Genomic DNA, 26,073 nt, shown 5'->3' on the forward strand with positions numbered 1-26,073 from the left:
CAATATACCATGAAAAACAACATCAGTTGTCAGAAAAATTTTAGTTATTATGAAAATGAAAAGGGACTGCCGGTCCGCCATTATAATGGCAAACAGCAATCCCTAGAGGTTAATGTGAAGAACTGGAAGCAAGCCCTATTCTTTCAACCATCCGCTTGCTTTCCTCATTCAAGCCGACGATGGTAACATGCTTGCCCGCTTCCTTGTACTTATTAAATATTTTGGAAATTGCGTCCGTTCCGGACTGATCCCACACATGCGATTTGGAAAAGTCGATCGTCACATGGTCCGGATCGTTGTGAGCATCGAACAATTTGATGAAATACATCGCCGTCCCGAAAAACAGCTGTCCCCGAATTTCATACACCTTGACCCCATTGGCCTCGATATGCGGGTTAGCATAAATTCTCGCCATCTTCCAGCCGAAATTCAGCGCGCTGAGCACGATGCCGATCATGACGCCGATGGCCAGGTTATGGGTTGCAACAACGATGATGACCGTCGCGAGCATAACCACCGTATCCCCGAGCGGAATCCGGTGCAGCGTCCGGAGCGCATTCCATTCAAAGGTGCCGATGGACACCATGAACATCACGCCGACAAGGGCAGCCATCGGAATCTGCTTGACGACATCACCGAGGACGATGATCAGAAACAGCAGGAACACACCTGCAACGAACGTTGAGAGCCGCGTGCGGCCGCCGGATTTGACGTTGATGACCGTCTGTCCGATCATCGCGCATCCAGCCATCCCGCCGAAAAATCCGGTAATGACATTCGAGATGCCCTGTCCCCGAATCTCCCGGTTCTTGTCACTGTCGGTCTCGGTCAATTCATCCACAAGCGAAGCCGTCAGCAGCGATTCGGTCATTCCCACGACTGCGAGCGCCAAGGAGATAGGCAGTATGGTCATGATCATCTCAAGGCTGATATACACATCGGGGATATGGAAAAACGGAAGCGTCTGCGTAATGTTGCCCATATCTCCGACCGTGCGCACCGGAGCCCCGGTCCATACCGCAACGATCGTCATGACGATGATCGCCACAAGGGCTGAAGGAACAGCCTTCGTAAGCAGCGGCAGGACGTAGATGATCAGAAGCGTCCCGGCCACCATCAGATACATCGGCCAGGATTCCCCGACAAAGTTCGGAAGCTGGGCCAGGAAGATAATGATGGCCAGCGAGTTCACAAAGCCGGTAATGACCGGCTGCGGAACGAAAGTAATAAACCGTCCGAATTTCAATGCCCCCATCAGCCATTGCAGAAGTCCCGTAAGAACCGTAGCGGCGTACAAATATTCAATCCCATGCTTGGCTACGAGCGGTCCCATCAGGGAAGCCATCGCCCCGGTTGCAGCCGATATCATGCCCGGCCGGCCGCCGAAGAACGAAATGCTGACCGCGATGACGAAGGAGGCATATAAGCCGACCATCGGGTCGACGCCGGCCATGATCGAGAAGGCGATCGCCTCGGGGATAAGTGCAAATGCTACGGTAAGTCCTGATAAAATATCTTTACGCGTATTGCCAAAGAAGCCTTGTTTAATCCATGCAAACAAAGAGAAAATCACATCCTGTTCGTATCATATTGTTGGCGCCCCACTCTCAGGATTGCCGGGTCCGATAATCACTTTTCCGATTATATATCAAGGCGGCCACTGTTTTCAGATATCAATAAAGCGCATTCAATTCGATTTATCTTGGAAATTCTCTTAAATTCGAATGATAGCGCATCTATATCCCAGTTTCAGAAATTTCATAATGATTCTTGCGGCCGGGAATGCTAGCAATAGGCTTGCGACCTGCCTACCGGCCTTCGAAAAGCGATTCATTCCTGACCCAGCGGGTAAAGTCGGAGTATAAAAGTAAACATCCCGAAGTGGATGGTTGGAAAGGAGTTAACAACGATGCGCGACGAAAACAATCGGAATACGCTGCCTGATTTGATATATCTGGAATATGAGACCAAGCGGAAGACCGACGAGACGAATCTGATTCCGGAGGATGACATGCGGGACGTGAACACTTACACGACCCAGAGCCTTAGCAGCGAGGAGGCCGACCACAGCGGATATGACCAAAATGTACCTGCCCCCGCGGACGCGAAGCCGCCGGAGGCGATGAATCCGGACCACAGCGCGCTTGACGCATGGGAAGCAGCAGGTGCGGAGCCTGATAACCGGACGATCGCCGGGGAGCCGACCTCCGGGTCCTCGGCAGATGCCATCGATGGGCAGGAGCTCAAAGCGGAGGGCCGGCTTCCTCTGGACCAGGCATCGGCAAATGCAGCCTTCGTCCAAGGGAATGACCGCGAAGCGCGGGAATGGATGTCCATTGAAGGTGAGCCGCCGACCCGTCCGGGGGATGAGGTGATCGCGGAATACACCGGCGATGCAGAGCGCCGCGTAACAGCGGATGCCGCCTTTTCCGGAAGCGGCACGGCTTTTCTGGGACAGGGACAGGATCTATTCATCACCGGTTCAGCCGGTGACGATGAGGATTACACGCCGCTTCCGGACGTCCCGGATGCCGACGCGATTTCAGCGGACAGCCCGGTTGACCCCGCTGCCCCGCAGACCGATCTGATGCACGGAACGGATCTTCTCAACGGGAGCAACGGCGACGAGGATTAATCCGGACCCGGGGATGCCTGACCTATGAAAAATCAAGACCCGCCTTCTCTTCATCACAGTGAAAGCGGGTCCTGTTCTATGAATCTATTTTCCGAACAATATGTCCAGCCAGCCAAGCAATGACATCCATAGCAGGATACCGATCAGGGTTCCCCATATGAGTGCTGTTAGTATATTGCCCTTTCGTTCCATACCGAGCCTCCCATATTCTGTCTTTTTATAGTAATTCAGTATGGGTCAAGCCACTATTATTTATACCGGCCAAGCTCTTTATCTTTTAATCTACGATGTACCATAACCTAGGAGCAGGAGGAATCGCCATGAAGCACATGAAGCAGCCTTCCCAGCGTGACATCCCACTTGTGACCGAGCGTGACATCGACGAGAAATTTGGTCTTTTCGTTGAAGGGTCCTATCCCGACAGTGTTCCTATTCCCGACAGCGTCAAGCGAGAGAAGCCGGATGGCAGCGATACCAGCCATCGTGGAAACGAGACTTCGAGCGGCTGAACCCCTGCCCCCGCTGCGATATTATGGGCGCAAAAGCTGGTGCGGAGTCCTTCTCATCTTTCACCCATAGGATGCCTTCCCACATACACTACACCATATGAATTCGGAAGGATGATGTGAAGATGAGCGGACCTCGATTGACCCGCTTGATGCAAAATATATCCCTGCAGCAGCGGCTGGCCTCTTTAGTCGGGCATCTTGCAGAAATTAACGGCCCGAATATGGGGCTCGAACCCGGCCGGCTGCAGCGGGTGCTGAAGAACCCGTTAATCGTTGTGAAGGGTGAGCTGTTCGTGCCCGCAAGCCTCGAGTCCATCCGGGTATTTGACGTTAAGCCGCCGAAACGGACGATCCGGGTCGGCGTGCGCACTACCTTTTCCACAGGCAGCGCCTTTAACCGGATCCGGCTTGTCCGGATCGGCACGGATTTCATTGAGCTGCTCGCCAAGGATAAGAACCGCTCAAGGATCCTGCTCCCGCTGAACAAAGTGGAGGGCATCTATCAAGTGAAATAAAGACTCGAAGCTTCCTTTGAATCAAACGTACATCCTGCATCCTGCAGCCTGCAGCCTCCGGACTTGCCGTCAAGCTCCGGGGGCTTTTATTTATGTTTACGCTGCGAATGTTGTTTTCAGTACTTGTCCTACCTGTGTTAAAATGGGTTACGGTATACGATCTAACCTGAATAGCTAGTTACAGGAGGAGAATGAAATGCTGAAACAGAGAATGCGCTGGATGCCTGTTCTCGGTATCGTTTTTGCCGTGCTGCTGGTCCTCTCCGCATGCGGCAACAATGACAAAGAAACCGGCAGCGCAAACGGCAGCGGGACTGCCAGCGAATCCGCAAGCGGTTCTACGGGCTCGACAGGCGATTCCGCGAACGGGTCCGCAGCTGAGGAGAAAAACCCTGAAACATCCGAAACAGCTGCTAATGTACCCGATCCGGATGCCAGCCATCCGATCGTGACGATCGAAATGGAAGACGGAGGCGTGATCAAGGCAGAGCTGTATCCGGAGGTGGCGCCGAATACCGTCAACAATTTCATTTCCCTGATTAAGCAGGGCTTCTATGACGGAACCGGCTTTCATCGCGTAATTCCCGGCTTCATGATCCAGGGCGGCGATCCGGACGGGAACGGTACCGGCGGACCCGGTTACAGCATCCCCGGCGAATTTACCGCCAACGGGTTCCAGAACGACCTGAAGCATACGACGGGCGTTTTATCCATGGCCCGGGCGGAGGATCCGAACAGCGCCGGCTCTCAATTCTTCATTATGGTGGCGGATGCGCCTCATCTGGATCAGCTGTATGCGTCGTTCGGCAAGGTGATTGAAGGCATAGACGTGGCGACGGGCATCGTGAATGTAGAAACGGATGGCGAAACGCCGGTCAAAATGCCAATCATGAAAAAAGTGACGGTCGACACCCTCGGCAAGGATTATCCGGAGCCTGAGAAGCAATCATAGACGGAATACGTCTTTAAAAAAACGTCTATCGACGTACTCTCACAGAAGACAGATTGTGTTTAGCGGGAAGTTTACTTGCGATATCAGGAAGCAGATTCTTCGAAGCTTCTGCATACTGATATCTACAACAAAAGGCGGTGCAGAGATGAATCCTGCACCGCCTTTTGTATTCTATTTGACCGGCTCGGCCGGCTTTTCGATAACGAACAGGCATGTACTGTCCGGCAGGGCCGTCACCCGGCCTGCATCATCGGTCAGCTCGATCCGGCCTGCCAGCGCTTCGGCATACCCCTCCTGCAAATAATGCCGCTGCACAAGAATACGGGCCTCGGGGCCCAGCGTCTTCCGGATGCACGCGGCATACTGGGAAGGCGTGAACACGCCGAACTGCTCCTGGACTTCGTGTACGTACGCTTCCGCCCCCCAGGTATAGGTATACAAAAATTCCATCGCATCATTGACCGGCATGCGCACCTCATTCGCAGCCAACGGTTCATACCGGATCGTTCTTCCCTGAAAATCCGCCACATAACGGGCCAGCCATGCCATCCCGTCCTCCTCGAGAAAACGGATGCGCCGCCATGCGTCCCCTTCGGTCATAATGCCGTCACGGATAATGATGCGTCCGCCCGGCGACAGCACCTCGTACGCGCTCCTGAGGGCCGCTTCGACGGTCGCGGTATTGAATCGTTTTCCGTCTGTTTCGATGTAAGAGAACAGCTCATGCAATATGGATGAGAAGATGACCGTATCGACCTTGCCCGGCTCGACGTACTGCTTGAGCCGCAGCGCATCCCCCTTCATCACCTCCCATGACCTTTGCTCAAGCCGCTTTCGTTTCTCCAGCGCTTCGATCACGTTCGATGAAATGTCGATGCCGATGGGGCGAACCTGCGGCATCCGCTCCTCCATGAGATCAAGCAGCACGCCGCCGCCAGGCCCGATGTCCAGCACCACCGTTCCCGTGACGTAATCAAGGATGACCTGCTTGTAGTCCCCCGTGCTGTTCATATCCTCCAGATAGCTCTCCTCGTTATGAAACCGGTCGTAGGCGTCCCGGCGGAGGCCGAACAGATCGAACAGCAGCAGGACGGCTTTCTCATATAGCGGAGACTTCTCGGCTTCGATGCAGAATTCGATCAATTTTTCAGCCGCCTTGGAAAATTCGAACGTGAAGAACACGGTGTCCGGAAGCCCCGGCTTTCGTACGATGCGGTGACGGAGATGCGGGTTCACGCTGACGGCTCCTTCTAGGCAGGCTTCCCAGTCCGCTTGGCGCAAATACTGCTCGATCATGCGCTTTTTATAGACATTCAGCTTTTTCGACCCTTTATAGTCATAATACATGTCATTCATCAGCGTCTCGAAGCTTAAATGACGGATCGGCTGCTGCATCTCCGGATGTATGGCAAGCCCGCCCGTCTCCTCCGTCCCCTTCCTGCCTTCCGCTGAACCTTCGCCCTCGGCCCGAAGAGACAGAAGCATCACCTTCACGAATTCCTCTAGAGAAAAATCCTGCAGCGCGGCTTCCACATACCATAGCGTCATGTTCCGCAAATCGCTTAAGGCGGACGGCAGGTCGACCTGCTCCCCAATCCGCTGAAGCTCGGACTCGAAATCTTCACCGCTTTGGATCGAGCCCGCGCGGAGACGGCGCAGCCGGTCATGCAGGCTCCATCCCTCTTCGAAGGCGCCTTCGGCTATGCGGACGACCAGCTGGGCGGTCTCCTCTTTTACGGCTTGCCATAACGGCTCGGACACCGCGCCGATGATGCATTGGTTTAGCGGAACCAGCAGCCGGCTCAGCTCCTCTGCCGTCAGCTGCCCGCCCTGAACCAGTTCGGACAGCGGGGCGTTCTCCTCCAAGGCGACCTCGCCCCGAATATGCTGGCCGATGAGCCCGTGGGTCCGGATCAGCGTATGCACCATTTGTTCATGCGGCGTCATGCTCCCCCGGCGCTCCAGGACATGCCGTTCGTAAAGCTGGGCGGACCCGATATGGTGGAGGAACAGATTGACACCGGATCGGGTCCAATGGAGCCGCTCCCGTACCGTACCGCCTTTCGCGGTTTCGGCCCATGCCAGCACCTCCTCCAGCAGCTCCTTGATCCAATAGGACAGCGGCAAGCTGTCGAGGATCGTTAGCGTCCTTTCTACATAATCCAGCACAGGATTGGCATGGGCCAATTCCCCGATGGACGAGATTCGCTCCAGGTTCACGATTCGCTCTTCAGCCGAAACGAGCATGAGCAGCCAGGGATGCGTCCTGCATACCGACTCGTCCCCGCCGCGAAAGGCCTTGATCATCTCCAGCGCTTTCAGCATAAGTTCATCCTCCGCTTTCCAAGGTTATGGACAGGATGGATTTATCCCTCCCGTAGTCTGGTTATGATTATAGCAGATCCTGCTCCACAGCGATCGAAGCAAGGAGCTCCGGGCTGCCGTGCACGTCCCCAAAAGGGACTTGTGCCGGCCAAATCGAGCTCCGGGGGCCGAGCAAGTCCCAGAAAAGGACTTGTGCAGGTGAAATGGAACTGCCGGCATTTGGCGCCGGGGGCCCGGACAAGGTATACTGATCACGAAACCATATAAAGTGATTCAAAATAAAGGAGTGAGCGTTTCAATGACCCTGAAAAATAAAACAGCCCTGATTACCGGCGCAGGCAAAGGCATCGGCCGCGCCCTGGCTATCGCCCTCGCGAAGGAAGGCGTTCATGTCGGACTCGTAGCCCGTACCGCCTCGGATCTGGAATCCCTGAGCGCGCTGGTCACAGAGCAGTATGGCGTAAAAGCTGTCGCTGCCGTCGCCGACATTTCAGTACAAGAGGAAGCCGAAGCGGCGTTTGCAGCGGTAAGCATGGAGCTCGGCTCCGTCGACATTCTGATTAACAACGCAGGCATTGCCCAGTTCGGCAATCTGCTGGAGATGGAGCCGGAGGCATGGAAACGGATCGTGGACGTCAATCTGATGGGAACCTATCATATGCTCCGCGCCGCGCTTCCAGGCATGATCGAGCGCAGTCAGGGAGACGTCATCAACATCTCTTCCACAGCCGGAGAGCGGGGCTTTGCGACCGGCTCGGCCTATAACGCCTCCAAATTCGCCGTCATGGGCCTGACGGAGGCGGTACTGCAGGAGGTACGAAAGCATAACATCCGCGTCACCGCCCTGACGCCAAGCACCGTCAACACGGAGCTTGCGGTCAATGCCGGGCTGAAGATCGGCGATGAGGACCGTATGCTGCAGCCGGAGGATGTGGCCGAGCTTGTACTGGCCGCATTGAAGCTGCCGCAGCGCGTGTTTGTCAAAACCGCCGGCATCTGGACAACGAATCCGCAGTAAAAGCACGCTTCTCTCACGAAGCTCATCCAAACGGGTGCCCGCCGCAGCGGGGCGCCCGTTTTGTTTGTGCTTTAACCGGAGCGCGAATGCACTAACCAGCGGTACCTTTGTGTGCGCTCAAACGCAGCTGCCTGTGATCCACACCGAGGCATTTTTTGTCGGACCATGCCTGCGCATGGCAACGGTACCATCCGTTATGCGTGTTCTACCGCGACACAGCGACGATAGGCAATGAAGCATCCAGATTATAGCCCTGATTGAAGGCTCCCTCAATGCATATCAGGACGCGACTTTACGATAAGCACGCCCGGTTATGCCGTCATCTTCAAGGTTTCTCTCGTGTCAACCTCGCTATGCCATGATATAATGACAAGGCATTTATTATTCGATGAGGGCATTCACCTTCAGCTACATTTACGGGGAAAGAAGATGACAACAGCATGATCGCCGACATTTTATTGGAAGTGGTACTCCCGATCTTCGTGCTGATCGGCTTCGGCGTAACGATGCAGTATGCATTCAAGCTGGATTTGTACACACTCGCCAAAATCAATTTTTATTACATCACGCCCGCCGCCGTGTTCATGAGCATGTACGAGTCCGAGATGTCGCCCCAGCTGCTGGGGACGGTGGCCTTGTTCTACGCCCTCTATATCGCCGTCCTGTATGGGATCAGCATGCTGGTTGCTCGGCAGCGGAAGTTCAACCGCGGCATGAAGGCCGCGTTCACCAACAGCCTTATTCTCGACAACTCCGGCAACTATGGCCTTCCGATCAACAATTTGGCCTTCAAGGGCGATCCGATGGCAACCTCGGTTCAGGCGCTGATCATGTCCTTTCAGAGTCTGCTGACGTTCACCTACGGCGTCATTTCCATTCAGGGCGCCAAGACGAACGGTCTCTATAAGCAAGCCATTATCGGATTTCTGAAAATGCCCGTCCCTTACGCGCTCGTTCTCGGGATTGCGCTGCATGCCCTGAACCTGCCGCTGCCCGTATTTATCTCGCAGCCGCTGATCTATGCCGACCAATCGATGGTCGCCATCGCCCTGCTGACGCTCGGTGCGCAAATTATCAAATACCCGCTTCGGCTGCGCCGGCTCGACGTCTATTTGAGCGTTCTGCTTCGCCTGCTCGTTGCTCCCGCCATCGGGATTGCGCTTGTCCTCCTGCTCGGACTTAAGGGAATTCCGGCACAGGCGTTGATTATCGCCTCAGGGATGCCGGTCGGGGTCAATTCGTCCATTCTCGCGGAAGAATATCAGAACGAGCCGGATTTTGCTGCACAAACGGTGCTCATCTCGACCATACTGAATGTAATTACCATTACTGGTTTGATAACTTTGGCCAAAACGATAGCCTAATTCCATTTTTGCTTAGGAGGAAATGACATATGAATTTTGATCTGACTATTGACCGAAGCTGCACCGCTTGTCACAAGTGGGATAATGTTCCCGCCGTATTCGGCGTGCCTGACGCGCTGCCGATGTGGGTTGCGGATATGGATTTTACAGCCCCGCCTGCCGTTCTGGAGGCTCTTCACCGCCGGGTAGAGCATGGGGTGTTCGGTTACACCTTCCCGACGGATTCGTACCAGGAAGCCATTGCGGAATGGATGCAAAGCCGTCACGGCTGGAGCATTCAAAAGGATTGGATCCAGTTCTGCCCCGGCGTAGTGCCGGCGCTGAGCCTGATCGTGGACGCATTTACGGAGCCGGGAGATCAGGTGGTCATTCAGACGCCGGTATATCCTCCGTTTCATAGCGTGGTCAAGGACCAAGAGCGGGAGCTCGTGCTTAACCCGCTTATTCGCGGGGAAGACGGGGACTATGCAATGGATTTCGAGGATCTGGAGAAGAGCCTTGCCGGCGGCCGTGTAAAAATGCTGATTCTGTGCAGTCCGCACAACCCGGTCGGCCGGGTGTGGAGACGCGAAGAGCTTGAGCGTCTGGCCGATCTGTGCCGCCAGTACGACGTACTTGTCGTATCCGACGAAATTCACGCCGACCTCATCTTTGAGCAGGGCAGCCATACGCCGTTCGCCGCTTTGTCCGACGATGCGGCATCGCGTTCGATCATTTGTACCGCGCCGAGCAAAACCTTCAATATTGCAGGGATGAACACAGCCAACATGATCATTCCCAATGAGCAGCTTCGCCGGACCTTCCGGAAAGTGCTGAACCGGTATCACATCGGCTCCATTACGCCGCTCGGAGCCGTTGCCACGGAGGCAGCATACCGTGAAGGAGGACCATGGCTGGACGAGCTGCTGGTTTATATTCGCGGGAACATGGAGCACGTAGCAAATTATATCCGGGAGCATCTGCCAGAGCTGAGCGTGGCCCTGCCCGAAGCCACCTACCTCCTGTGGATCGATTTCCGTTCGCTCGGGATGGAGCATGACAAGCTGAACCGCTTCCTCGTCGAAGAGGCGAAGCTGGGATTAAACAGCGGGGCGACTTTCGGCAAGGACGGCGAGGGCTTCATGCGGATGAACGTAGCCTGCACCCGCGCTACGGTTGAGGAAGCCATGTCACGTCTGCATAAAGCGATACGACAATGGCGGGAAATGCCGAAATAAGCGGGAGATCGCTCCATAGCTTAAGGAGCCGTGCACTTATGCATGGCTCCTTTTTTGCATGCAACAAAATCTCGAGCTGCTGAACACGAGCCTGCTTCAGGATTAAGTTTGGACCCCGGCGGTTCGCCGGTTCACCGCTGAATCCATCTGTTTTTTCTTATCCGTTCTATTCCATGAAAAAGGGAACCCATGGACATCTGAATCCCCTAGGGTTCCCCTCTCTGTATCCTTATGTCCGCTTACCGCCGCCGTTTTGCCGCTCTTTCAACAACGGACAGGCTTTGCCGGATACCAAGCCTCATCCATTTTACAAGCCATGCATCAGGTTATATCGTCCATCCGTCATGTGTATCCATGGTCGTCTCTTCGATCGGGACCGCTCCGTTCAAGCTGCCGCCGGTCTGAGCCCCCCGCTCCATCTGATAACCCATATCCAGCATGGAGCCGTCCCATTGTCGCAGCTGCTGACTGACCTCCGCCATTTGCTGGAACACCTGCCTGTACTGATAGGCTTCCGGGTAAACGCTTTGCTTGGCAGCATCAGCCATCTGTTCAAAAGCGGCCTTGTTCTCCCCAAGGACCTGACGGTATTGCTCGGCTGCCCGGGCTCGAATGGCCTCCACGGCGTTCATCATGCCATGCAGAAGGATGCGGCAATTTACGAGCTCCTGCCTGGCTGAATCGGAGGCCTCCGCACCGAGGCCGGATTGGGCGTTTTGAAGCTCAGTCTGAAGCTGTCCGAGCTGGCCCGCAATTAACATGGCATCCTCCATGCTCCCGCTCTGCTCCGCTGCCGCCAATTGGCCGGACAGCTGATTCAATGTTCCTTGCAACTGTTGAATGCTGCTCATTACGATACTCCTTTCCTGCCCCGGCTTCCCGGCGACGATGGCGCCGTGATCGTTTTCGGGCAAACATTTTCCATCTAGTTACTTAGCATGCGAAGAACCAGGGATTGCTATTCATGCCTGCTTATGGTCAGTAGTCCGGTGCTGTTGGAACCTGGGCCCGGTTACCGATATAATAGATTGAGAGAAATCAATCGTAAGTGATTCCTGTGAAAGTAGGTAGAAACGAAACTCCCATGATTAAGCGTAGAAGAAAGACCGTGGTCCTCCTGGCCGCCTTGCTCCTCGCCATATTTTATATGCAGATGCAAACCGCAATACCCGGCATCATCAACGATATGGATTTTGATCTGGATAACAAAGAAAAGCCGGCAATCACCGGTCTCCACCCTTATGTGCTGAAGCAAAAAAACGAGCTTGTCCGCCTCACCAAGCAGCGGGGCATCACGATCATCATCACCGACGGATACCGGAGCCATGAAGAACAGACCCGGATTTACAATCAGGGACGGACAACCGAGGGCGATATCGTTACGAACGCCAAAGCCGGCCAATCCCTCCACAACTACGGGCTCGCCATTGATTTTGCCTTGAAGCTCGAGGATGGCAGCGTCATCTGGGATATGGAATACGACGGTAATGGCAATGGCAAATCCGACTGGATGGAAGTGGTGACCATCGCCAAAGAGCTCGGGTTCGAATGGGGCGGCGATTGGGACAAATTCCCTGACTATCCGCATTTGCAGATGGATTTCGGACTGACGATCCGCGAACTTCAGCGCGGCAAGCTTCCCGATCCGGATATCCATGAGTATTCGGAAGGGACGAAATCGAAATAACAGTGCCGTGCATAGCAGGGCTGGTCAGGTTCGGAAGGTATCAATTAAGACAAGTCACATGCGCTGATGTACGTATGTGACTTTTTGCTGTTTTAGGAAGTATGGGATTCGGAAAATCCGTCCTGATAGAGGAAAATCAACTTTTTTTATTTATAAATGGCAAGAAGCTGGGAACGGAATCTATTCTGCGTTGAGACCACATATATTCTCTGGAAATACTTCGCTAGCTTTATGAGCGTCGTGCCCTCGGCAACGTCCTCTTCGTCCCAGCCCAAACATACAAACGTAAAGCTTTCATCGGAAAGCAGTAATTGCTGCTGTAAATAATGAATGACCCCCATTTCCTCATGATCAAGGACAGCCGCCTGAACGTCTTCTTCCCGGGGCTGATAGCGATAGATCTCCGCAGCACCGCCCTCCAATTTACCCCCCTTTTGATGATCTATGAAAGAATTGATAAACGGATTTAGGCGCGAATCGACGTACAGGCTATGGCTTAAGATTATTCGATGAGCAGCCTTTGTGCAAATTTTTCCAAAATAGACTTGACATGCCCTGCACGTTTTGGTTATATAGTCATATATATAAGCATATAACCTTTACAGAAACATCATTGGCAAGGCGGTGATTCGCATTAGCGGCTCGATATATCCGGATAACAAGCCCTTGTTCCTCCAGATCAAGGAAAAGATCGAAGACCAGATCGTGAACGATCAGCTGCTTGAAGGAGAGCAGATCCCTTCCACGACGCAGCTGTCGAGCTTTTACAAAATCAATCACATTACGGTCTTGAAGGGGATCAATCTGCTCGTTGAATCCGGGCTCATTTTTAAAAAGCGGGGTGTCGGCATGTTTGTTGCGGAAGGGGCGAAGGAGCAGCTGCTTCGGACCCGGAAAAATGCATTTGCAGATGATTACGTAATGCCTATGGTACAGGAGGCCGATAAGCTCGGTCTGTCCACGGAAGAGTTGTTTGAGATCATCACCCAAGTAAAGGAGCGTGACGCCCATGAATCTTGATGTCGAATTCGATCGGGTCTCCATTCGCTACGGGGACGTTGAGGCCGTAAAGGATGTGTCCTTCCGATTGGACGGCGGGAAGATTTACGGCCTGCTCGGACGGAACGGCGCAGGCAAAACCTCGCTGCTGTCCGCGCTGGCTTCGTTTCGCGAGCCATCATCAGGCACGGTGAAGGTAGGCGGCGAGCAGCCGTTTGAAAATGCAAAAATTATGCGGGAGGTCTCCTTCCTCTATGACATCGACTACAAGGACGAGTCGGACAAAGTGAAAGCGGCGATCGAGACGGTGGCCGGATATCGGCCCCGATTTGATACGGAATACGCCCTCGGGCTGGCACGCAAATTCAATCTGCCGCTGGATAAACCGCTTAAGGAGCTCTCGAAAGGCATGCAGTCGGCTTTCAACGTGACGATCGGGCTTGCCAGCCGCTCGCCGGTAACGATTCTGGACGAGGTGTACCTGGGCATGGATGCACCCACCCGGGAAATTTTCTACCGGGAGCTGCTCGAGGATCAGGAGCGGCACCCGCGGACGTTCATTCTGTCCACGCATCTCGTGTCGGAGATGGATTATTTGTTCGAGGAAGTCATTATCATCCATAAAGGCCGGTTCATCCTCCAAGACGATTACGAATCGTTAACCTCCCGCGGCGTTTCGATTACGGGACCGGCGCAGAAGGTGGACGAATTCACGTCGGGACTCAACGTGCTGAATGTTCAACAGCTGGGCTCCACCAAATCGGCCGTCGTCTACGGAGAGATGAGCGAGGAATCCAAGCATGCGGCGGGACGCGCGGGGCTTGAGCTGGGTCCGATCTCGCTGCAGGACTTGTTTATCCATATCACAGGGGAGGAGCAGGGAACATGAAACAACCAACGTCAGCCGCTTCGAGAATAATGATGGAGATGTTTTGGCACCAAGGCTCATGGGCCATAGGATATCTGGTTATCGTGCTTCTGCTTAACCTCGTGCTTGGGATTGCCGGCAGCAGCAGCAACATCGGCCAGGACGATTTCTTCTCCATCATCTACCGCTCGACCAAAGGCTTCATGCTGGTCATCGGCATTATATCTTCCTTCGGCTTCCTAAGCTTCTATGTGCGCCACGGCTTCACCAGAAGGGACTTCTTTAAAGGAGCCGCCTTGGCCGCCCTGCTGCTGTCCATTGCCTTTCCGCTCGTCGTCGGCCCCGTCAGCCTGCTGCTCTCGGCGATGAACGTTTCGGACATCGGGAACTCTCCGGTTCTGCAGGTATTCGAGCACAACTGGTTCCTTGCCCTGGCGTCATTTGGCATCCAAATCTACGTATACTACCTGATGGGATGGATGATCGGCTCCGGCTTCTACCGTCACGACTGGATTCGAGGTTTAGGCTTCATCGCCATAGCGATCGTTCTTGTCGGCTTCATGGATGCGCTGTGGCAATTCGAACTCGCCTCGCTATGGGAACGCTGGATGCCTGCCTTCACCCTTAACATGCCGCTGTACGCTTCGCTTGCCGGGTCGGCTGTCATCATGGTTCTCGGGCTGGTGTTGATCCGCTTGTTGACACGCAAAGTGACGATTAAGCTATAAAAAAAATCGATAAATAAGCCGTCTCTCTTCGGGTGGACCATTCATCGCAAAAAAGCACGGCCGGCTCCCGCAGATTTTTTACATATCTGCGCGGAGCCGGCCGTGCTAAGTCTATATTCACCGTACCAAAATACAATTACGAGGCGCTGCTCTTCTTCTTGTTATAAATATCGAAGGCGACGGCGGCAAGAAGGACCAGGCCCTTGATGCCCTGCTGCCAGTCGATGCCGAGTCCGACGAGGGACATGCCGTTATTCAGGACACCCATGACGAGGCCGCCGATGATTGCGCCGAAGACCGTACCGATACCGCCTGTCGCGGATGCGCCTCCGATAAAGCTTGCCGCAATGGCGTCCAGCTCAAAGTTCGTACCTGCACGAGGCGTTGCCGCGTTGAGACGGGCGGCAAACATCAGGCCGGAAATAGCCGCCATGACACCCATGTTGACGAACACCCAGAATGTTACCTTCTTCGTCTTCACGCCGGACAGCGCAGCGGCCTTCTCATTGCCGCCAAGCGCATAAATATGGCGTCCCATCACGGTTTTGTTCATCACGAAGGAATAGATGATGATGAGCACAAGCAGCAGAATCAGAATATTCGGCAGGCCGGCGTAGCTTGCCAGCATAAACGTAAAGGCATTAATAACGGCTGCCATCAGGACGAGTTTAAGCAGGAACAGGCCGCCTGGAAGCACGTCGAAGTTATACTTTTTCTGGGATTTACGGTCTCTCAGCTCATTGATGACATAAATCACCGTAAACGCGATGCCGACGAGAATCGCAACCAGATTGGTGCCGGTGTTGCCGAAATCCGGAACGAAGCCCGAGCTGAGCTTCTGAAACCCGCCCGGAAACGGCGAGATCGATTGCCCTTCCAGGACGATCATCGTCAGCCCCCGGAACAGCAGCATGCCGGCTAGGGTGACGATAAAGGCCGGGATTCTGACATACGCCACCCAGAAGCCCTGCCAGGCGCCGATCAATCCCCCGACGATCAAGGAGGCGATGACGGCGATAACCGGGTGCAGCTGCATATCAACCATCATCACCGCGGCAACGGCGCCAACGAAGGCCGCCACCGAACCCACCGACAGGTCGATATGTCCCGTAATGATAACCAGTACCATGCCGATGGCCAGGATGAGAATGTAGCTGTTTTGCAGGATCAGGTTCGTAATATTGATCGGCTCAAGCAGCAGCCCGCCCGTAATGATCTGAAAGAAGATCATAATCAGGACCAAGGCGATGATCATCCCGTACTGCCGAATATTGTTTTTGAATAATTTCATGAGCGTTTCCATGCTTAAGCCCCTCCGTTCTTGGTCATATATCTCATCAGCGTTTCCTGCGAAGCCTCTTCCTTGCTCACTTCCCCGGTGATCCGGCCGGCGTTCATCACATAGATCCGGTCGCAAATGCCGAGGATTTCCGGCAGCTCGGAGGAAATGACCAGCACGCCTTTGCCTTCGTCCGCAAGCTGATTGATAATCGAGTAAATCTCGAACTTGGCACCCACATCGATGCCTCGGGTCGGCTCATCGAGAATGAGGATGTCCGGCTCGGAATAGATCCATTTGCTCAAAACCACTTTCTGCTGGTTGCCTCCGCTCAAATTGCCGGTTTTTTGCAATATGTTCGGCGTTTTGATCTTCAGCTTCCTGCGCATCTCCTCCGCAACGAGGATTTCCTCCCTTTCATCGATCACCATGTTCCTCGCCAGCTTCGGCAGCCCCGTAAGGGAGATATTCCGCTTAATGTCATCGATCAGTATCAGGCCGTAGTCCTTCCGGTCCTCCGTCACATAGGCAAAGCCGTTCGCAATTGCCTCGGTCACGGTCCGGTTCTGAATGGCCTGCCCGTTCTTATACAGCTCACCGCTGATATTCCGGCCGTATGCCCTGCCGAACACGCTCATCGCAAGCTCGGTCCGGCCCGATCCCATCAGTCCGGCAATGCCGACGATTTCCCCGCGCCGAATATGGAGGTTCGCGCCATCAATCACTTTGCGGTCCGCCTGCAGCTCGTGATATACCGTCCAATCCTTGATCTCCAGGATGACTTCACCGATCCTCGGAGTACGCTCCGGGTAACGGCTCGTCAAATCCCGTCCGACCATCCCGCGGATGATGCGGTCCTCATTGACCTCTCCGCCGTGCATATCCAGCGTTTCGATGGTTTTGCCGTCCCGCAAAATCGTAATGGAATCCGACACCTTGGAAACCTCGTTCAGCTTATGGGAGATCAGGATGCATGAGATGCCCTGTTTCTTGAATTCCAGCATCAGCTGCAGCAGGTTTTCGCTGTCATCCTCGTTCAAGGCTGCCGTCGGTTCATCCAAAATCAACAGCTTTACTTTCTTCGAGAGCGCTTTCGCAATTTCGACCAGCTGCTGCTTGCCGACCCCGATGGTGCCCACCGGCGTGTTCGGATTTTCCGTAAGCCCGACCTTGCCCAGCAGCTCCTTCGCTCCGCGGATCGTCTCGTTCCAGTCCATGATGCCTTTGCGGGCCCGCTCATTGCCGAGATAAATATTTTCCGCGATCGACAGGTAAGGAATCAGCGCCAGTTCCTGGTGGATAATGACGATGCCGAGGTCCTCGCTGTCCTTAATGCTTTTGAATTCGCATACCTTGCCCTTGAACAAAATATCACCATCATAAGTACCGTGCGGATACACGCCGCTCAGCACCTTCATCAGCGTGGATTTGCCGGCGCCGTTCTCCCCGCACAAGGAATGGATTTCGCCTTCGCGAATCTTCAGATTCACGTTATCCAGCGCCTTCACGCCTGGGAACGCTTTCGTTATGTTCCGCATTTCAAGAATGTATTCCGACATTCGGGCTGCACCTTCCTTTTTCGTTTCGTACCCATAAGGCCGCTTTACTTCAAACCGATCTCTTCCTTCGTGTAATAGCCCGTATCCACAAGCTCCTTCTCGACATTGCTAGCGTCCACCGACACCGGTGGAAGGAGATATGCCGGCACGACCTTGACTCCGTTATCATAGGACTCGGTATCGTTCACCTCGGCCTCTTCGCCTTTTATCACGCTTTCGGCCATCTTTACCGCCTGTTCCGCCAGCTGGCGCGTATCCTTGAAGACCGTCTGCGTCTGCTCGCCGGCCACGATCGATTTGATCGAAGCAAGCTCTGCATCCTGCCCCGTAATGATCGGCAGCGGCTTATTCGGCGTACCGTACCCTACACCCTTGAGCGAGGAGATGATTCCGATGCTGATGCCGTCATAGGGGGATAAGACCGCATCCAGATTAGCGTTCGAATAATTCGCACTGATCAAATTATCCATCCGGGACTGAGCCAGCGCGCCGTCCCAACGGAGTGTCGCGATCTGCGCCATGGTCGTCTGCTTGCTGCGCACCACAAGCTTGCCGGAATCGATATACGGCTTCAGCACCGACATCGCCCCGTCATAGAAGAAGTACGCATTGTTATCGTCCGGCGAGCCGCCGAACAGCTCGATATTGAACGGTCCCTTGCCTTCCTTCAAGCCGAGCTTTTCTTCGATATATGAAGCCTGCAGCACCCCGACCTTGAAGTTGTCGAAGGTCGCATAGTAGCTCAAGTGCTCGGTATTGCGGATCAGACGGTCATAAGCGATGACCTTGATCCCCTGATCATGGGCCTTCTTGATGACATCCGTCAGCGTATTGCCGTCGATCGACGCAATCACGATGACATCCACGCCCTTGGTGATCATGTTCTCAATCTGGGCGATCTGGTTCTCAATCACATCCTCCGCAAACTGAAGATCGGTCTTATAGCCTTTTTCCTGAAACAGCCGCTCCATGTTTTTACCGTCGGCCACCCAGCGCTCCGATGACTTGGTTGGCATCGCAAGCCCGACATAGCCTTTATTCGCATCGCCGGCATCCGTTTCGGCCAGGTTACAGGCCGTCAGGGCAACCAGCATGACCGCAATAAGAACACCCAGCATTCCTCTCTTCATCGGTTGTTCCCCTTTCGAAAAGTTGGATCGAGAGCGCTTACATCCTTACCATCCGTAAAAGCCTCTCTGTATGAATCAGCATACACCCGAGGATGGAAAGGGTCTTTCGACAGATGCAACCTTTTTTATAATTTTCATACTTTTGTGGCCGGATGCGTGCATTTATGAATGGAGGAAGGTGGAAAGGGAAATCCCGTAACCGTAAACCTTAATCCTTAATCCGTTATCCATAATCCATTCACTACGCCGGGGTTTCTCTGTGCAAAGTATCCCGAAAAGAAAAAAATGTCCCTGCTTCGATGGGAGCTCCAACGAAACAGGGACTTCTGTTATTATGCGGTAAACTCAGTAGGAATTGGGAATTAGCAATCGCTGCCTGTGGCGGCTGCTCGGCAAACGATAGAATCCTCACGGTATCCCCGCTTCCTTAACTGCCCTTCTCTTCCTGAAAAGCGAGGCCCTTGCGATAGCCGTTCGGCGACACGCCCATCACCTTCTTGAAAGCTGTGCTGAAATAGTGCTGGCTGTCATAGCCGGTCCGCTCCGCGATTTCAAGAATGGACAGATCGGTGCCATTCAGGAGCTGGATCGCCTTCCGGATGCGGGTCTGGGTGATGAAGACGACGAACGACGTGCCCAGCTCCTTCTTAAGGGTACGGCTAAGATAAACCGGCGACACCTGCAGCGCCGCGGCCAAAGACTCCAGCGTCAGCTCCGGATCGGCGTACTGCTCCTGGATCAGCTGCCTGGCCCGGCGAACCAGCGGAGACAGCTGGGCGTCCCGGAGCACCGCTTCCCGGCATGCCTCATACGCGGACGTTATTCCTCCGCTGTCTTCCCGAACCTGCTCGAGATGCATTTGGATCGAAAGCTTCAAATATTTCTGAACCGCCTGCTCGGCGTCCGCACACGTCTTCGCGGGAACTTCATCCCACAGCAGCATACCGATATGGCCTGTTCGGTCGCGGAACAGTACATGGGCAGCCGGCTGCAGCAGCTCGCCGATAATGTTCTCCATGGCGAACAGATACAGCTGCCGGTCGCTCTCCTTCATTAGCGGCTGCGGTACGGTCAGCTCGGGCCATCTTGCGATGCCTGCCTGAACGGGCAGCTTTGGCGGCAGGCCGAGGAATTCCAGCTGCTCCACGGCTTCCGACTCTTCAAGCTGCCCGTCAATCCACTCCTGACAGAAACGCTCGCGAAGGAGCGGGATGTTCTTCTCGATCTGTTCCGATGCCTTCTTCAGGTAGTTGTCCTGAATATGGCGCTCGTCCAGCTCTTCCTTAACGCCGCGCAGGACTGATACAAGATGATCGGCATTCACCGGCTTCAAAATATAATCCTTCACGCCAAGCCGGATCGCTTCCTGTGCATATGCGAATTCGTCATGCCCCGTGATGATCACGAAACGGCATTCGGGACGTTCCTCCTTCAGTCTCTTCATCAACGAGATGCCGTCCATGAACGGCATATTCATATCCACAAGCGCGATATCGATGGCGCGGCCGAGTGCAAGCTCAAGCGCCTCCTCGCCGTCTTCCGCCTCGGCAGCCACCTCCATGCCGAGCGAAGCCCAATCCACCGCATCCCGTATCCCCTCGCGGATGATCGGCTCATCGTCGGCGATGAGCACTTGGTAAAATATCGGGTTAGCCTTGATCATAGCCTATCTCCCCTATCGTTATCCGGCGGCGGAGGAACCGTAACGAGCAGCGGATGACGGATCGTCACCGAGGTTCCTTCGCCTTCCGTACTTTCTATGGTTATTCCGTAAGCCTCGCCGAACGTCAGCTGTATCCGGGCTTGAACATTCAGCATGCCGTAGCTGCGGCTTCCCGCAGATATCCCGCCCGCGTCCTCATCCATGGCGGCGATCGGGTCCCGAAGCTTCCGTCGAAGCTCCTCGAGCCTGTCCTGCGTCATGCCCGCACCGTTGTCTTGAACGTTCAGAACCAGGGCATGATTCTCGGTATACGCCCTGATCGTTATTCGCCCGGGTCCCCGGCGCGCCTTGATGCCGTGATAAATCGCATTTTCCACAATCGGCTGCAGGAGCAGCTTTAGGACGTACAGCTTTTCGGCCTCGGGCGCAAGCTCCAGCCGGGTCTGCAGCCTGTCCCGGTACCGGGTCTTCTGAATTTGCAAATAGCTGCTGATGTGCGTCCATTCATCCTGGATCGGAATGATGTCATCCCCCTTGCTGAGGCCGATCCTGAACAGGGTCGATAGGGATTCCACCAGCTCGGACACCTCATCCGCCCCTTTTTTGCGGGCCATCCAATGAATCGTATCCAGTGTATTGTACAGAAAATGCGGCTTGATATGCGCCTGAAGGCTGCGCAGCTCCGCTTCCCGCTTCTGCCGCTCGCGCAGCTCGCTCAGCTTCATCAGCTTGCGAATCTGAAGCAGCATGCGGTTAAAGCTGCGGCCCAGCATGCCGACTTCGTCCTGCCGGTTCCCCCAGTAGCGGATCGCGAGATCGCCGGACTCCGCCTTTTGCATGAACGACATCAGCTGCCAGATCGGCCGCGAAATCGATTGCGACAGTGTATACGAGGCAGTAACGCCGAAGAGGCACACCATAAACAGGAAGCAGATTAAATAAAATCGGATTTCCTTCACTTCGTAAACCGATTCGTCCGTTGGGAACACGCCGATGGTGCGCCATCCCGTGAAGGAGGACGTCCCGTAAATCAGCTGCACCCGCTCTCCGTTCACCTCGCGCATGAACGTGCCGCTGTCCTGCTCCGGAAACCACGACGGCGGTATGCTTGGAAAGAGGGAGTCGTCCGGATTATAAATGCTGGATCCTCCCGCCTCGGTCACCATCAGGTACCCGTTCTTGCCCAGTGTCACATCCCTGGCCGCGCGCGCCACGGTCCGAAGCTTCAAATCAATAAGGACCGCTCCCGTGACCTCACGGGTATCCGGATCGACAAAGGAACGGACCACCGAAACCAGCTCCTCATCGGCGTAATGCACGTGCGTTGTCACATTGCGGTCGGACGGATGTCCGAGGACGGTAAAGATTCCTTCATTTTCAGCCGCTTCCCGGTACCACGCCTCATCCGTCAGCTTCCCGCTGCCGCGGGCATACATTTCGTTGCTGATATAAGCCCCTTCACGATTGACCACCAAAATAGCGGCAATCTCCGGGTACAGCGTCGTAAAGCCTTGAAGATACTGGTGAATCTCGTAGTTATCCGCATCATCCTGCTGCATCGGTCGGCGGTCCCCCGCGTATCCGTCGTTGGCCTGTATGCTGTTCCCCGCCTGAGCCGGAGGCATATCCCCCTGGATATGTCCTTTCATAAACCGCTCCGTGCGGGGATCGAAGCCGATGAGATAGGTGATGTTCTGAAGATTCTCCATCTCGTTATCGAGCGTCTGATTAACCTTCCCGATCAATTGGATCGTATGGCTTGTCACCTGCTGATCCACGATCCGGTTTACCGTCCAGTTCACCAGCACTCCCAGCCCGATCGAAGGGAGAATGCCGATCATTAAGAATAAAACGACCAGCTTGTATCGGAGCGGCAGATCCCCAAAATGCAGCCACCGCTTCAGCCCCTGCCGCCATCCGCTAAGCCCGCTATTTCGCATAGTAATCCTTCACATTCTCCTGGGTCACGATCGTAATGCCGGTATCGACCCGGGGCGGCAGCGGGGCGACGTCATTGCCGAGCGTCGGCGCCGGGACGGTAAGGCCGTGATGGAGATGGAACAAATATTGCAGCGACCAATACCCCATATTCCAGGTCCCCTGCGCGATCGTGGCCGAAATCGTTCCGTCCGATATCCGGTCGAGCGTCACCTTATTCGTATCGAACCCGATGATTCGGACGTCTTCGGCCCTGCCCGCGGCAATGGCAGCATCGGCGGCGCCGGCTCCCCCGTTCGCCTCCGTTGCAAAGATGCCCTTCAGTTCCGGAAACTTCGCCAACATGCGGGCAGCGGCTTCCTTGGAAGCGATAATATCCCCTTTGCCTTCCCTAATCTCCACCACCGACATGGCCGGATAGCTCTTCTCTAACGTTTCCCGGAAGCCCGCCGTCCGGTCATCATGGTTCTGCTGGCCGGTTTGGGTAATGATGCCGACCTCCCCTTCCCGTCCAAGCAGCTCGGCCATCTTGTCCGCAGCTGCCGCCCCGGCGTTGTAATTGTTGGTTGCCAGGAAGGAGTAGGCTTTGCTGTCGGGAGCGTCCGCATCGAACAGCACGACCGGAATCCCCGCATCAACGGCCTTATTGATCGTTGGCGTCAGCGCCTTCGAATCGATGGCCGATAAAGCAATCCCTGCCGGCCGCTTGGCGATGACCTGCTCCAGGACGGTAATCTGCTCCTTGACGTCATATTGCGTGGCGCCGCGGTAATCGACGGTAACGCCAAGCGCATCCCCACCGTCCTCGAAGCCCTTCAAAATATTTTTCCAATATTCCATGCCTGATTGAAAAGTGACCATAACGTAATTCTCGCCGATGCTCCCGTGAAGCCCGCCTTCCTCCCAGCTGGACGCCCGCTTGTCCTCAAGACGGTACATGAACACGTAAAGGAGAAATGCGACAATCAGCGCACCGTAAACCAGCATCATCTTCTTCATAGCGGATCCTCCGATCATTCTCCCGCGACTCCCTTTATGGAATCGGTTACATATGTGTGTAATACGAATATACTCCACTTTCCCGCCATAATTCAAACAAATGCTGCGACGAACAACAGCAAAAACAGACTGCAATCGGCGCATGAAGCGAAGGATGCAGTCGTATTGGCTATCGTCGTATTGGCTATCGTATTGGTATTCATCATGCTGATTATCGTTGTCATACTCCCTGGAACTTGTCGCCCGACACTCGGCTGTAAGGATGTTCGCAAATGCCGTGCATGAAGAGATTCACGACATGAACTGCCAAATCACCGGAAGGCCGCTTCCCGTTAAGAAGCTGCTGCAGCGTCAGCCTCTCGATCACCCCTACCAGACTTTCCGAGATGACCGCCATATCCGCTTCGGCCCGGAAATACCCCTCCTGCTGCTCGGCCTTTAAATTATTCGCGATCATTGCGGCCATTTCCATCTTGATGTCCGCAGCTTCCTCGCCGATGTAAAATCCGATCTGGGTTAAATCCGGATCCTTGCCCAAAAACTCAAATAAGCGTGTTAAGACAGCCAGGAGCCGAGCGGGCACGTCGTCCTCGCTTAGGCCGCCCTCCAGCCTGCTGCCTTCGATCAGCTCCTTCAGCCCGGACCGGAAATTCCCGACCAGCTCCCGGAAGATTGCTTCTTTACTCTCAAAATACAGGTAAAACGACGGCTGGGTTAACCCTGCCCGGGATACGATGGTGCTGATCTTCGTATGATGATACCCTGATTTCGCGAATTCATTAGCAGCGATCATCAGCAGTTTCGCCCTGCTCTCTTGTCCGTTCGCACCCTTCTTGCGCAAAGATATCCAACCTCCGAATCTATCCCGATGTACATAGTTTTTGTCCATTATACTCTATGCAAGGAAGCTCCTGCTACAAAAACTGCGACAAGACGAAAGGCCCAAAGACTTTACACAGGAGCCGTAACGAGATAACGTTAAAGGGTAGGTCGCTGGAATTCAGCCATGAAGGAGAGCAGAACATGCAAGATCATTCTCAATCAGACCCGGCAAGATCCGGGAATCATAACACGCAGGACCCGTCCGCCCGGCGCGTGCTGATCGTCACCGCGGTAGAAGCGGAACGGGATGCCGTTATGCGTGGATTAACAAATGCGGACGGCTTCGAGGTCATTGCGGCGGGCGTAGGTCCCGCTGCCGCCGCCGCTGTCACCGCATCCCGTCTGGCCCGTTCGGCTTATCGCCTTGTCATCAGCGCCGGCATCGCCGGCGGTTTCGACGGGAGAGCGGAAGTGGGCGGCGTAGTTATCGCCGATTCGATCATCGCCGCGGATTTGGGATCGGAAACGGCAGACGGCTTTGCCAGCGTCCGGGAGCTCGGTTTCGGAACCGACCGGTTAGAGACCGAGAATGCCGCATCCAACCAGCTTGCCGAAGCGCTGAAGCGCGCCGGATTGCCTGCAAGCCTTGGCCCGATCCTGACCGTCTCCACAACAACGGGCAGCGCGGAGCGCGCAGCAGCGCTTGCAGCCCAGGTGCCCGGTGCTGCCGCCGAAGGGATGGAGGGCTTCGGCGTGGCAACGGCAGCCGCTCTGGCCCAAGTACCGGTCATGGAAATCCGGGCCATATCCAATAAGGTCGGTCCGAGGGACCGCAGCGCATGGCGGATTCCCGAAGCGCTGCGGCAGCTTGAGACCGCCAGTTCACTACTTCCGGAGGTGCTATCATGAAAATTGCGTTTTCCCCTTGTCCGAATGATACCTTTGTCTTTCACGCCTGGGTGCACGGACGGATACCGGGTGCCCCTAAGCTAGATGTATCCTATGCCGATATCGATATTACGAACCGCTGGGCGGCGGAGGACCGGACGCATGACATTCTGAAAATATCGTATGCAGCCCTGCCGTGGGTACTGGATGAGTACGCCCTGCTTCCATGCGGCGGCGCGCTTGGCCGCGGCTGCGGCCCGCTCGTGCTGACGGCGGACAAGCTCACGGACGGCCAAGCCCCGGCCAGCCCTGCGTCGCTGTCCGGTCGCCGCGTGGCCGTTCCTAGCGATCGGTCCACGGCCTACCTGCTGTTCCGCTTATGGGCTGCCAAGCATGTGCCCGGAGGGCTTGGCGAAATCGTCGTCATGCCGTTCGACCGGATCATGCCTTCCGTACGGAACGGCGAAATCGATGCCGGGCTGGTCATTCATGAGGCGCGGTTCACCTATCCTTCCTACGGCCTCAAGCTGATGACGGATCTCGGGAGCTGGTGGGAAGAAGATACGGGTCTGCCGATCCCGCTTGGTGCCATCGTCGCCCGCCGTTCGCTTGACCTTGGCCGCATCGCCGAATGGACCCGCGCCTCGGTCGAGTATGCGTGGAAGCATCCAGAGGAATCCCGTTCCTATGTTACGGAGCATGCGCAGGAGATGGATCCGAAGGTAGCGGATGCCCACATTAACCTGTACGTCAATCCGTTCACGGCCGATCTTGGATCGGACGGTTATCATGCGATTACGTCGCTGCTCGATCGCGCGGCTGACGAAGGCCTCGTTCCGCGGATCGACCCTTCGCTGCTGCGGCTGTAGGCCGGCAGAGCAGACGAAGAATGCAGCACAAGAGGAACGCTCAGGTACCGGATATCGGTGTCCGTAGAAGCGTTCCTCTTTTTTTAAGGGAAAATATGATTGGCTTGAA

General features: G+C 55.0%; 24 protein-coding genes. 13 read left to right on the forward strand and 11 right to left on the reverse strand.

What is annotated here, in order from left to right; genetic code table 11:
• Window positions 1-109 precede the first annotated feature (109 nt).
• The gene (locus tag BBD41_RS07865; protein WP_099477188.1) at window positions 110-1,561 is read right to left on the reverse strand and encodes a SulP family inorganic anion transporter; all 1,452 of its coding nucleotides are present in this window, start codon (window positions 1,559-1,561) and stop codon (window positions 110-112) included.
• A 348-nt stretch (window positions 1,562-1,909) separates the two neighbouring features.
• Here BBD41_RS07865 and BBD41_RS07870 point away from each other — a divergent pair, with 348 nt between their 5' ends.
• From BBD41_RS07870 to BBD41_RS07885, 4 genes are all read left to right on the forward strand, one after another.
• Window positions 1,910-2,635: a hypothetical protein gene (locus BBD41_RS07870; RefSeq protein ID WP_099477189.1), complete on the forward strand. Its 726-nt coding sequence runs from the start codon at window positions 1,910-1,912 to the stop codon at window positions 2,633-2,635.
• 320 nt (window positions 2,636-2,955) lie between these two features.
• A complete protein-coding gene (locus BBD41_RS07875) occupies window positions 2,956-3,144 on the forward strand; it encodes a hypothetical protein (RefSeq protein WP_099477190.1) in 189 nt (62 codons plus the stop codon).
• A gap of 122 nt (window positions 3,145-3,266) precedes the next feature.
• Window positions 3,267-3,659 carry a hypothetical protein gene (locus BBD41_RS07880; protein ID WP_099477191.1) on the forward strand — a complete coding sequence of 131 codons (393 nt, stop codon included), beginning with the start codon at window positions 3,267-3,269 and terminating at the stop codon, window positions 3,657-3,659.
• 196 nt (window positions 3,660-3,855) lie between these two features.
• On the forward strand, window positions 3,856-4,611 hold the full coding sequence (locus BBD41_RS07885) for a peptidylprolyl isomerase (protein WP_099477192.1): 756 nt from the start codon (window positions 3,856-3,858) through the stop codon (window positions 4,609-4,611).
• Window positions 4,612-4,782: 171 nt separating this feature from the next.
• On the opposite strand, the gene BBD41_RS07890 is transcribed toward BBD41_RS07885, so the two are convergent.
• Window positions 4,783-6,936, reverse strand: coding sequence for a class I SAM-dependent methyltransferase (locus BBD41_RS07890; RefSeq protein ID WP_099477193.1), 2,154 nt, complete (start codon window positions 6,934-6,936; stop codon window positions 4,783-4,785).
• 298 nt (window positions 6,937-7,234) lie between these two features.
• Between BBD41_RS07890 and BBD41_RS07895 the strand changes: the two genes are divergently transcribed.
• The 3 genes from BBD41_RS07895 to BBD41_RS07905 all read left to right on the forward strand — a co-directional run bounded on the left by BBD41_RS07895 (window position 7,235) and on the right by BBD41_RS07905 (window position 10,535).
• Complete coding sequence (locus tag BBD41_RS07895) at window positions 7,235-7,954, forward strand: 3-ketoacyl-ACP reductase (RefSeq protein ID WP_077569325.1); 720 nt, start codon at window positions 7,235-7,237, stop codon at window positions 7,952-7,954.
• A gap of 440 nt (window positions 7,955-8,394) precedes the next feature.
• The gene (locus tag BBD41_RS07900; RefSeq protein WP_077569326.1) at window positions 8,395-9,318 is read left to right on the forward strand and encodes an AEC family transporter; all 924 of its coding nucleotides are present in this window, start codon (window positions 8,395-8,397) and stop codon (window positions 9,316-9,318) included.
• A 29-nt stretch (window positions 9,319-9,347) separates the two neighbouring features.
• The gene (locus BBD41_RS07905) at window positions 9,348-10,535 is read left to right on the forward strand and encodes a MalY/PatB family protein (RefSeq protein WP_099477194.1); all 1,188 of its coding nucleotides are present in this window, start codon (window positions 9,348-9,350) and stop codon (window positions 10,533-10,535) included.
• Between the two features lie 326 nt (window positions 10,536-10,861).
• Here BBD41_RS07905 and BBD41_RS07910 read toward each other — a convergent pair whose 3' ends face one another.
• Window positions 10,862-11,386, reverse strand: a complete 525-nt coding sequence (locus tag BBD41_RS07910) for a hypothetical protein (RefSeq protein WP_099477195.1) — start codon at window positions 11,384-11,386, stop codon at window positions 10,862-10,864.
• Window positions 11,387-11,619: 233 nt separating this feature from the next.
• Here BBD41_RS07910 and BBD41_RS07915 point away from each other — a divergent pair, with 233 nt between their 5' ends.
• Window positions 11,620-12,222, forward strand: coding sequence for a M15 family metallopeptidase (locus BBD41_RS07915; RefSeq protein ID WP_099477196.1), 603 nt, complete (start codon window positions 11,620-11,622; stop codon window positions 12,220-12,222).
• Between the two features lie 146 nt (window positions 12,223-12,368).
• Here BBD41_RS07915 and BBD41_RS07920 read toward each other — a convergent pair whose 3' ends face one another.
• Window positions 12,369-12,644 (reverse strand): hypothetical protein, encoded by a 276-nt coding sequence (locus BBD41_RS07920; protein WP_099477197.1) that lies wholly within the window; start codon window positions 12,642-12,644, stop codon window positions 12,369-12,371.
• 211 nt (window positions 12,645-12,855) lie between these two features.
• Here BBD41_RS07920 and BBD41_RS07925 point away from each other — a divergent pair, with 211 nt between their 5' ends.
• From BBD41_RS07925 to BBD41_RS07935, 3 genes are read left to right on the forward strand one after another with little or no spacing between them, the layout of a single operon-like run.
• Entirely contained in the window at window positions 12,856-13,242 is a 387-nt protein-coding gene (locus BBD41_RS07925; protein ID WP_099480508.1) for a GntR family transcriptional regulator, read from the forward strand.
• On the forward strand, window positions 13,232-14,110 hold the full coding sequence (locus BBD41_RS07930) for an ATP-binding cassette domain-containing protein (protein ID WP_099477198.1): 879 nt from the start codon (window positions 13,232-13,234) through the stop codon (window positions 14,108-14,110). Before BBD41_RS07925 ends, BBD41_RS07930 begins: the two co-directional genes overlap by 11 nt.
• Window positions 14,107-14,817, forward strand: a complete 711-nt coding sequence (locus BBD41_RS07935; protein ID WP_099477199.1) for a Tat pathway signal protein — start codon at window positions 14,107-14,109, stop codon at window positions 14,815-14,817. Before BBD41_RS07930 ends, BBD41_RS07935 begins: the two co-directional genes overlap by 4 nt.
• A 136-nt stretch (window positions 14,818-14,953) precedes the next feature.
• Here BBD41_RS07935 and mmsB read toward each other — a convergent pair whose 3' ends face one another.
• The 7 genes from mmsB to BBD41_RS07970 all read right to left on the reverse strand — a co-directional run bounded on the left by mmsB (window position 14,954) and on the right by BBD41_RS07970 (window position 24,226).
• Window positions 14,954-16,120 (reverse strand): multiple monosaccharide ABC transporter permease, encoded by a 1,167-nt coding sequence (mmsB, locus tag BBD41_RS07940; RefSeq protein ID WP_077569333.1) that lies wholly within the window; start codon window positions 16,118-16,120, stop codon window positions 14,954-14,956.
• Window positions 16,121-16,122: 2 nt separating this feature from the next.
• Window positions 16,123-17,655, reverse strand: a complete 1,533-nt coding sequence (gene mmsA, locus BBD41_RS07945; RefSeq protein ID WP_099477200.1) for a multiple monosaccharide ABC transporter ATP-binding protein — start codon at window positions 17,653-17,655, stop codon at window positions 16,123-16,125.
• 44 nt (window positions 17,656-17,699) lie between these two features.
• Window positions 17,700-18,785, reverse strand: a complete 1,086-nt coding sequence (gene chvE, locus BBD41_RS07950; RefSeq protein WP_077569335.1) for a multiple monosaccharide ABC transporter substrate-binding protein — start codon at window positions 18,783-18,785, stop codon at window positions 17,700-17,702.
• Window positions 18,786-19,212: 427 nt separating this feature from the next.
• A complete protein-coding gene (locus BBD41_RS07955) occupies window positions 19,213-20,448 on the reverse strand; it encodes a response regulator transcription factor (RefSeq protein ID WP_077569336.1) in 1,236 nt (411 codons plus the stop codon).
• The gene (locus tag BBD41_RS07960) at window positions 20,445-22,388 is read right to left on the reverse strand and encodes a cache domain-containing sensor histidine kinase (protein ID WP_077569337.1); all 1,944 of its coding nucleotides are present in this window, start codon (window positions 22,386-22,388) and stop codon (window positions 20,445-20,447) included. The genes BBD41_RS07955 and BBD41_RS07960 overlap by 4 nt, the downstream gene beginning before the upstream one ends.
• Window positions 22,378-23,385, reverse strand: coding sequence for a substrate-binding domain-containing protein (locus BBD41_RS07965; protein ID WP_099480510.1), 1,008 nt, complete (start codon window positions 23,383-23,385; stop codon window positions 22,378-22,380). The genes BBD41_RS07960 and BBD41_RS07965 overlap by 11 nt, the downstream gene beginning before the upstream one ends.
• A 220-nt stretch (window positions 23,386-23,605) precedes the next feature.
• Complete coding sequence (locus tag BBD41_RS07970) at window positions 23,606-24,226, reverse strand: TetR/AcrR family transcriptional regulator (RefSeq protein ID WP_099477201.1); 621 nt, start codon at window positions 24,224-24,226, stop codon at window positions 23,606-23,608.
• Between the two features lie 182 nt (window positions 24,227-24,408).
• On the opposite strand from BBD41_RS07970, the gene BBD41_RS07975 reads away from it, so the two are divergent.
• Both BBD41_RS07975 and BBD41_RS07980 read left to right on the forward strand, forming a co-directional pair.
• A complete protein-coding gene (locus tag BBD41_RS07975) occupies window positions 24,409-25,116 on the forward strand; it encodes a futalosine hydrolase (RefSeq protein WP_099477202.1) in 708 nt (235 codons plus the stop codon).
• Window positions 25,113-25,964, forward strand: coding sequence for a 1,4-dihydroxy-6-naphtoate synthase (locus BBD41_RS07980; RefSeq protein WP_099477203.1), 852 nt, complete (start codon window positions 25,113-25,115; stop codon window positions 25,962-25,964). Before BBD41_RS07975 ends, BBD41_RS07980 begins: the two co-directional genes overlap by 4 nt.
• Window positions 25,965-26,073 lie beyond the last annotated feature (109 nt).

Origin of the sequence: Paenibacillus ihbetae (genome assembly GCF_002741055.1) — a bacterium.
Taxonomy (GTDB): domain Bacteria; phylum Bacillota; class Bacilli; order Paenibacillales; family Paenibacillaceae; genus Paenibacillus_AQ; species Paenibacillus_AQ ihbetae.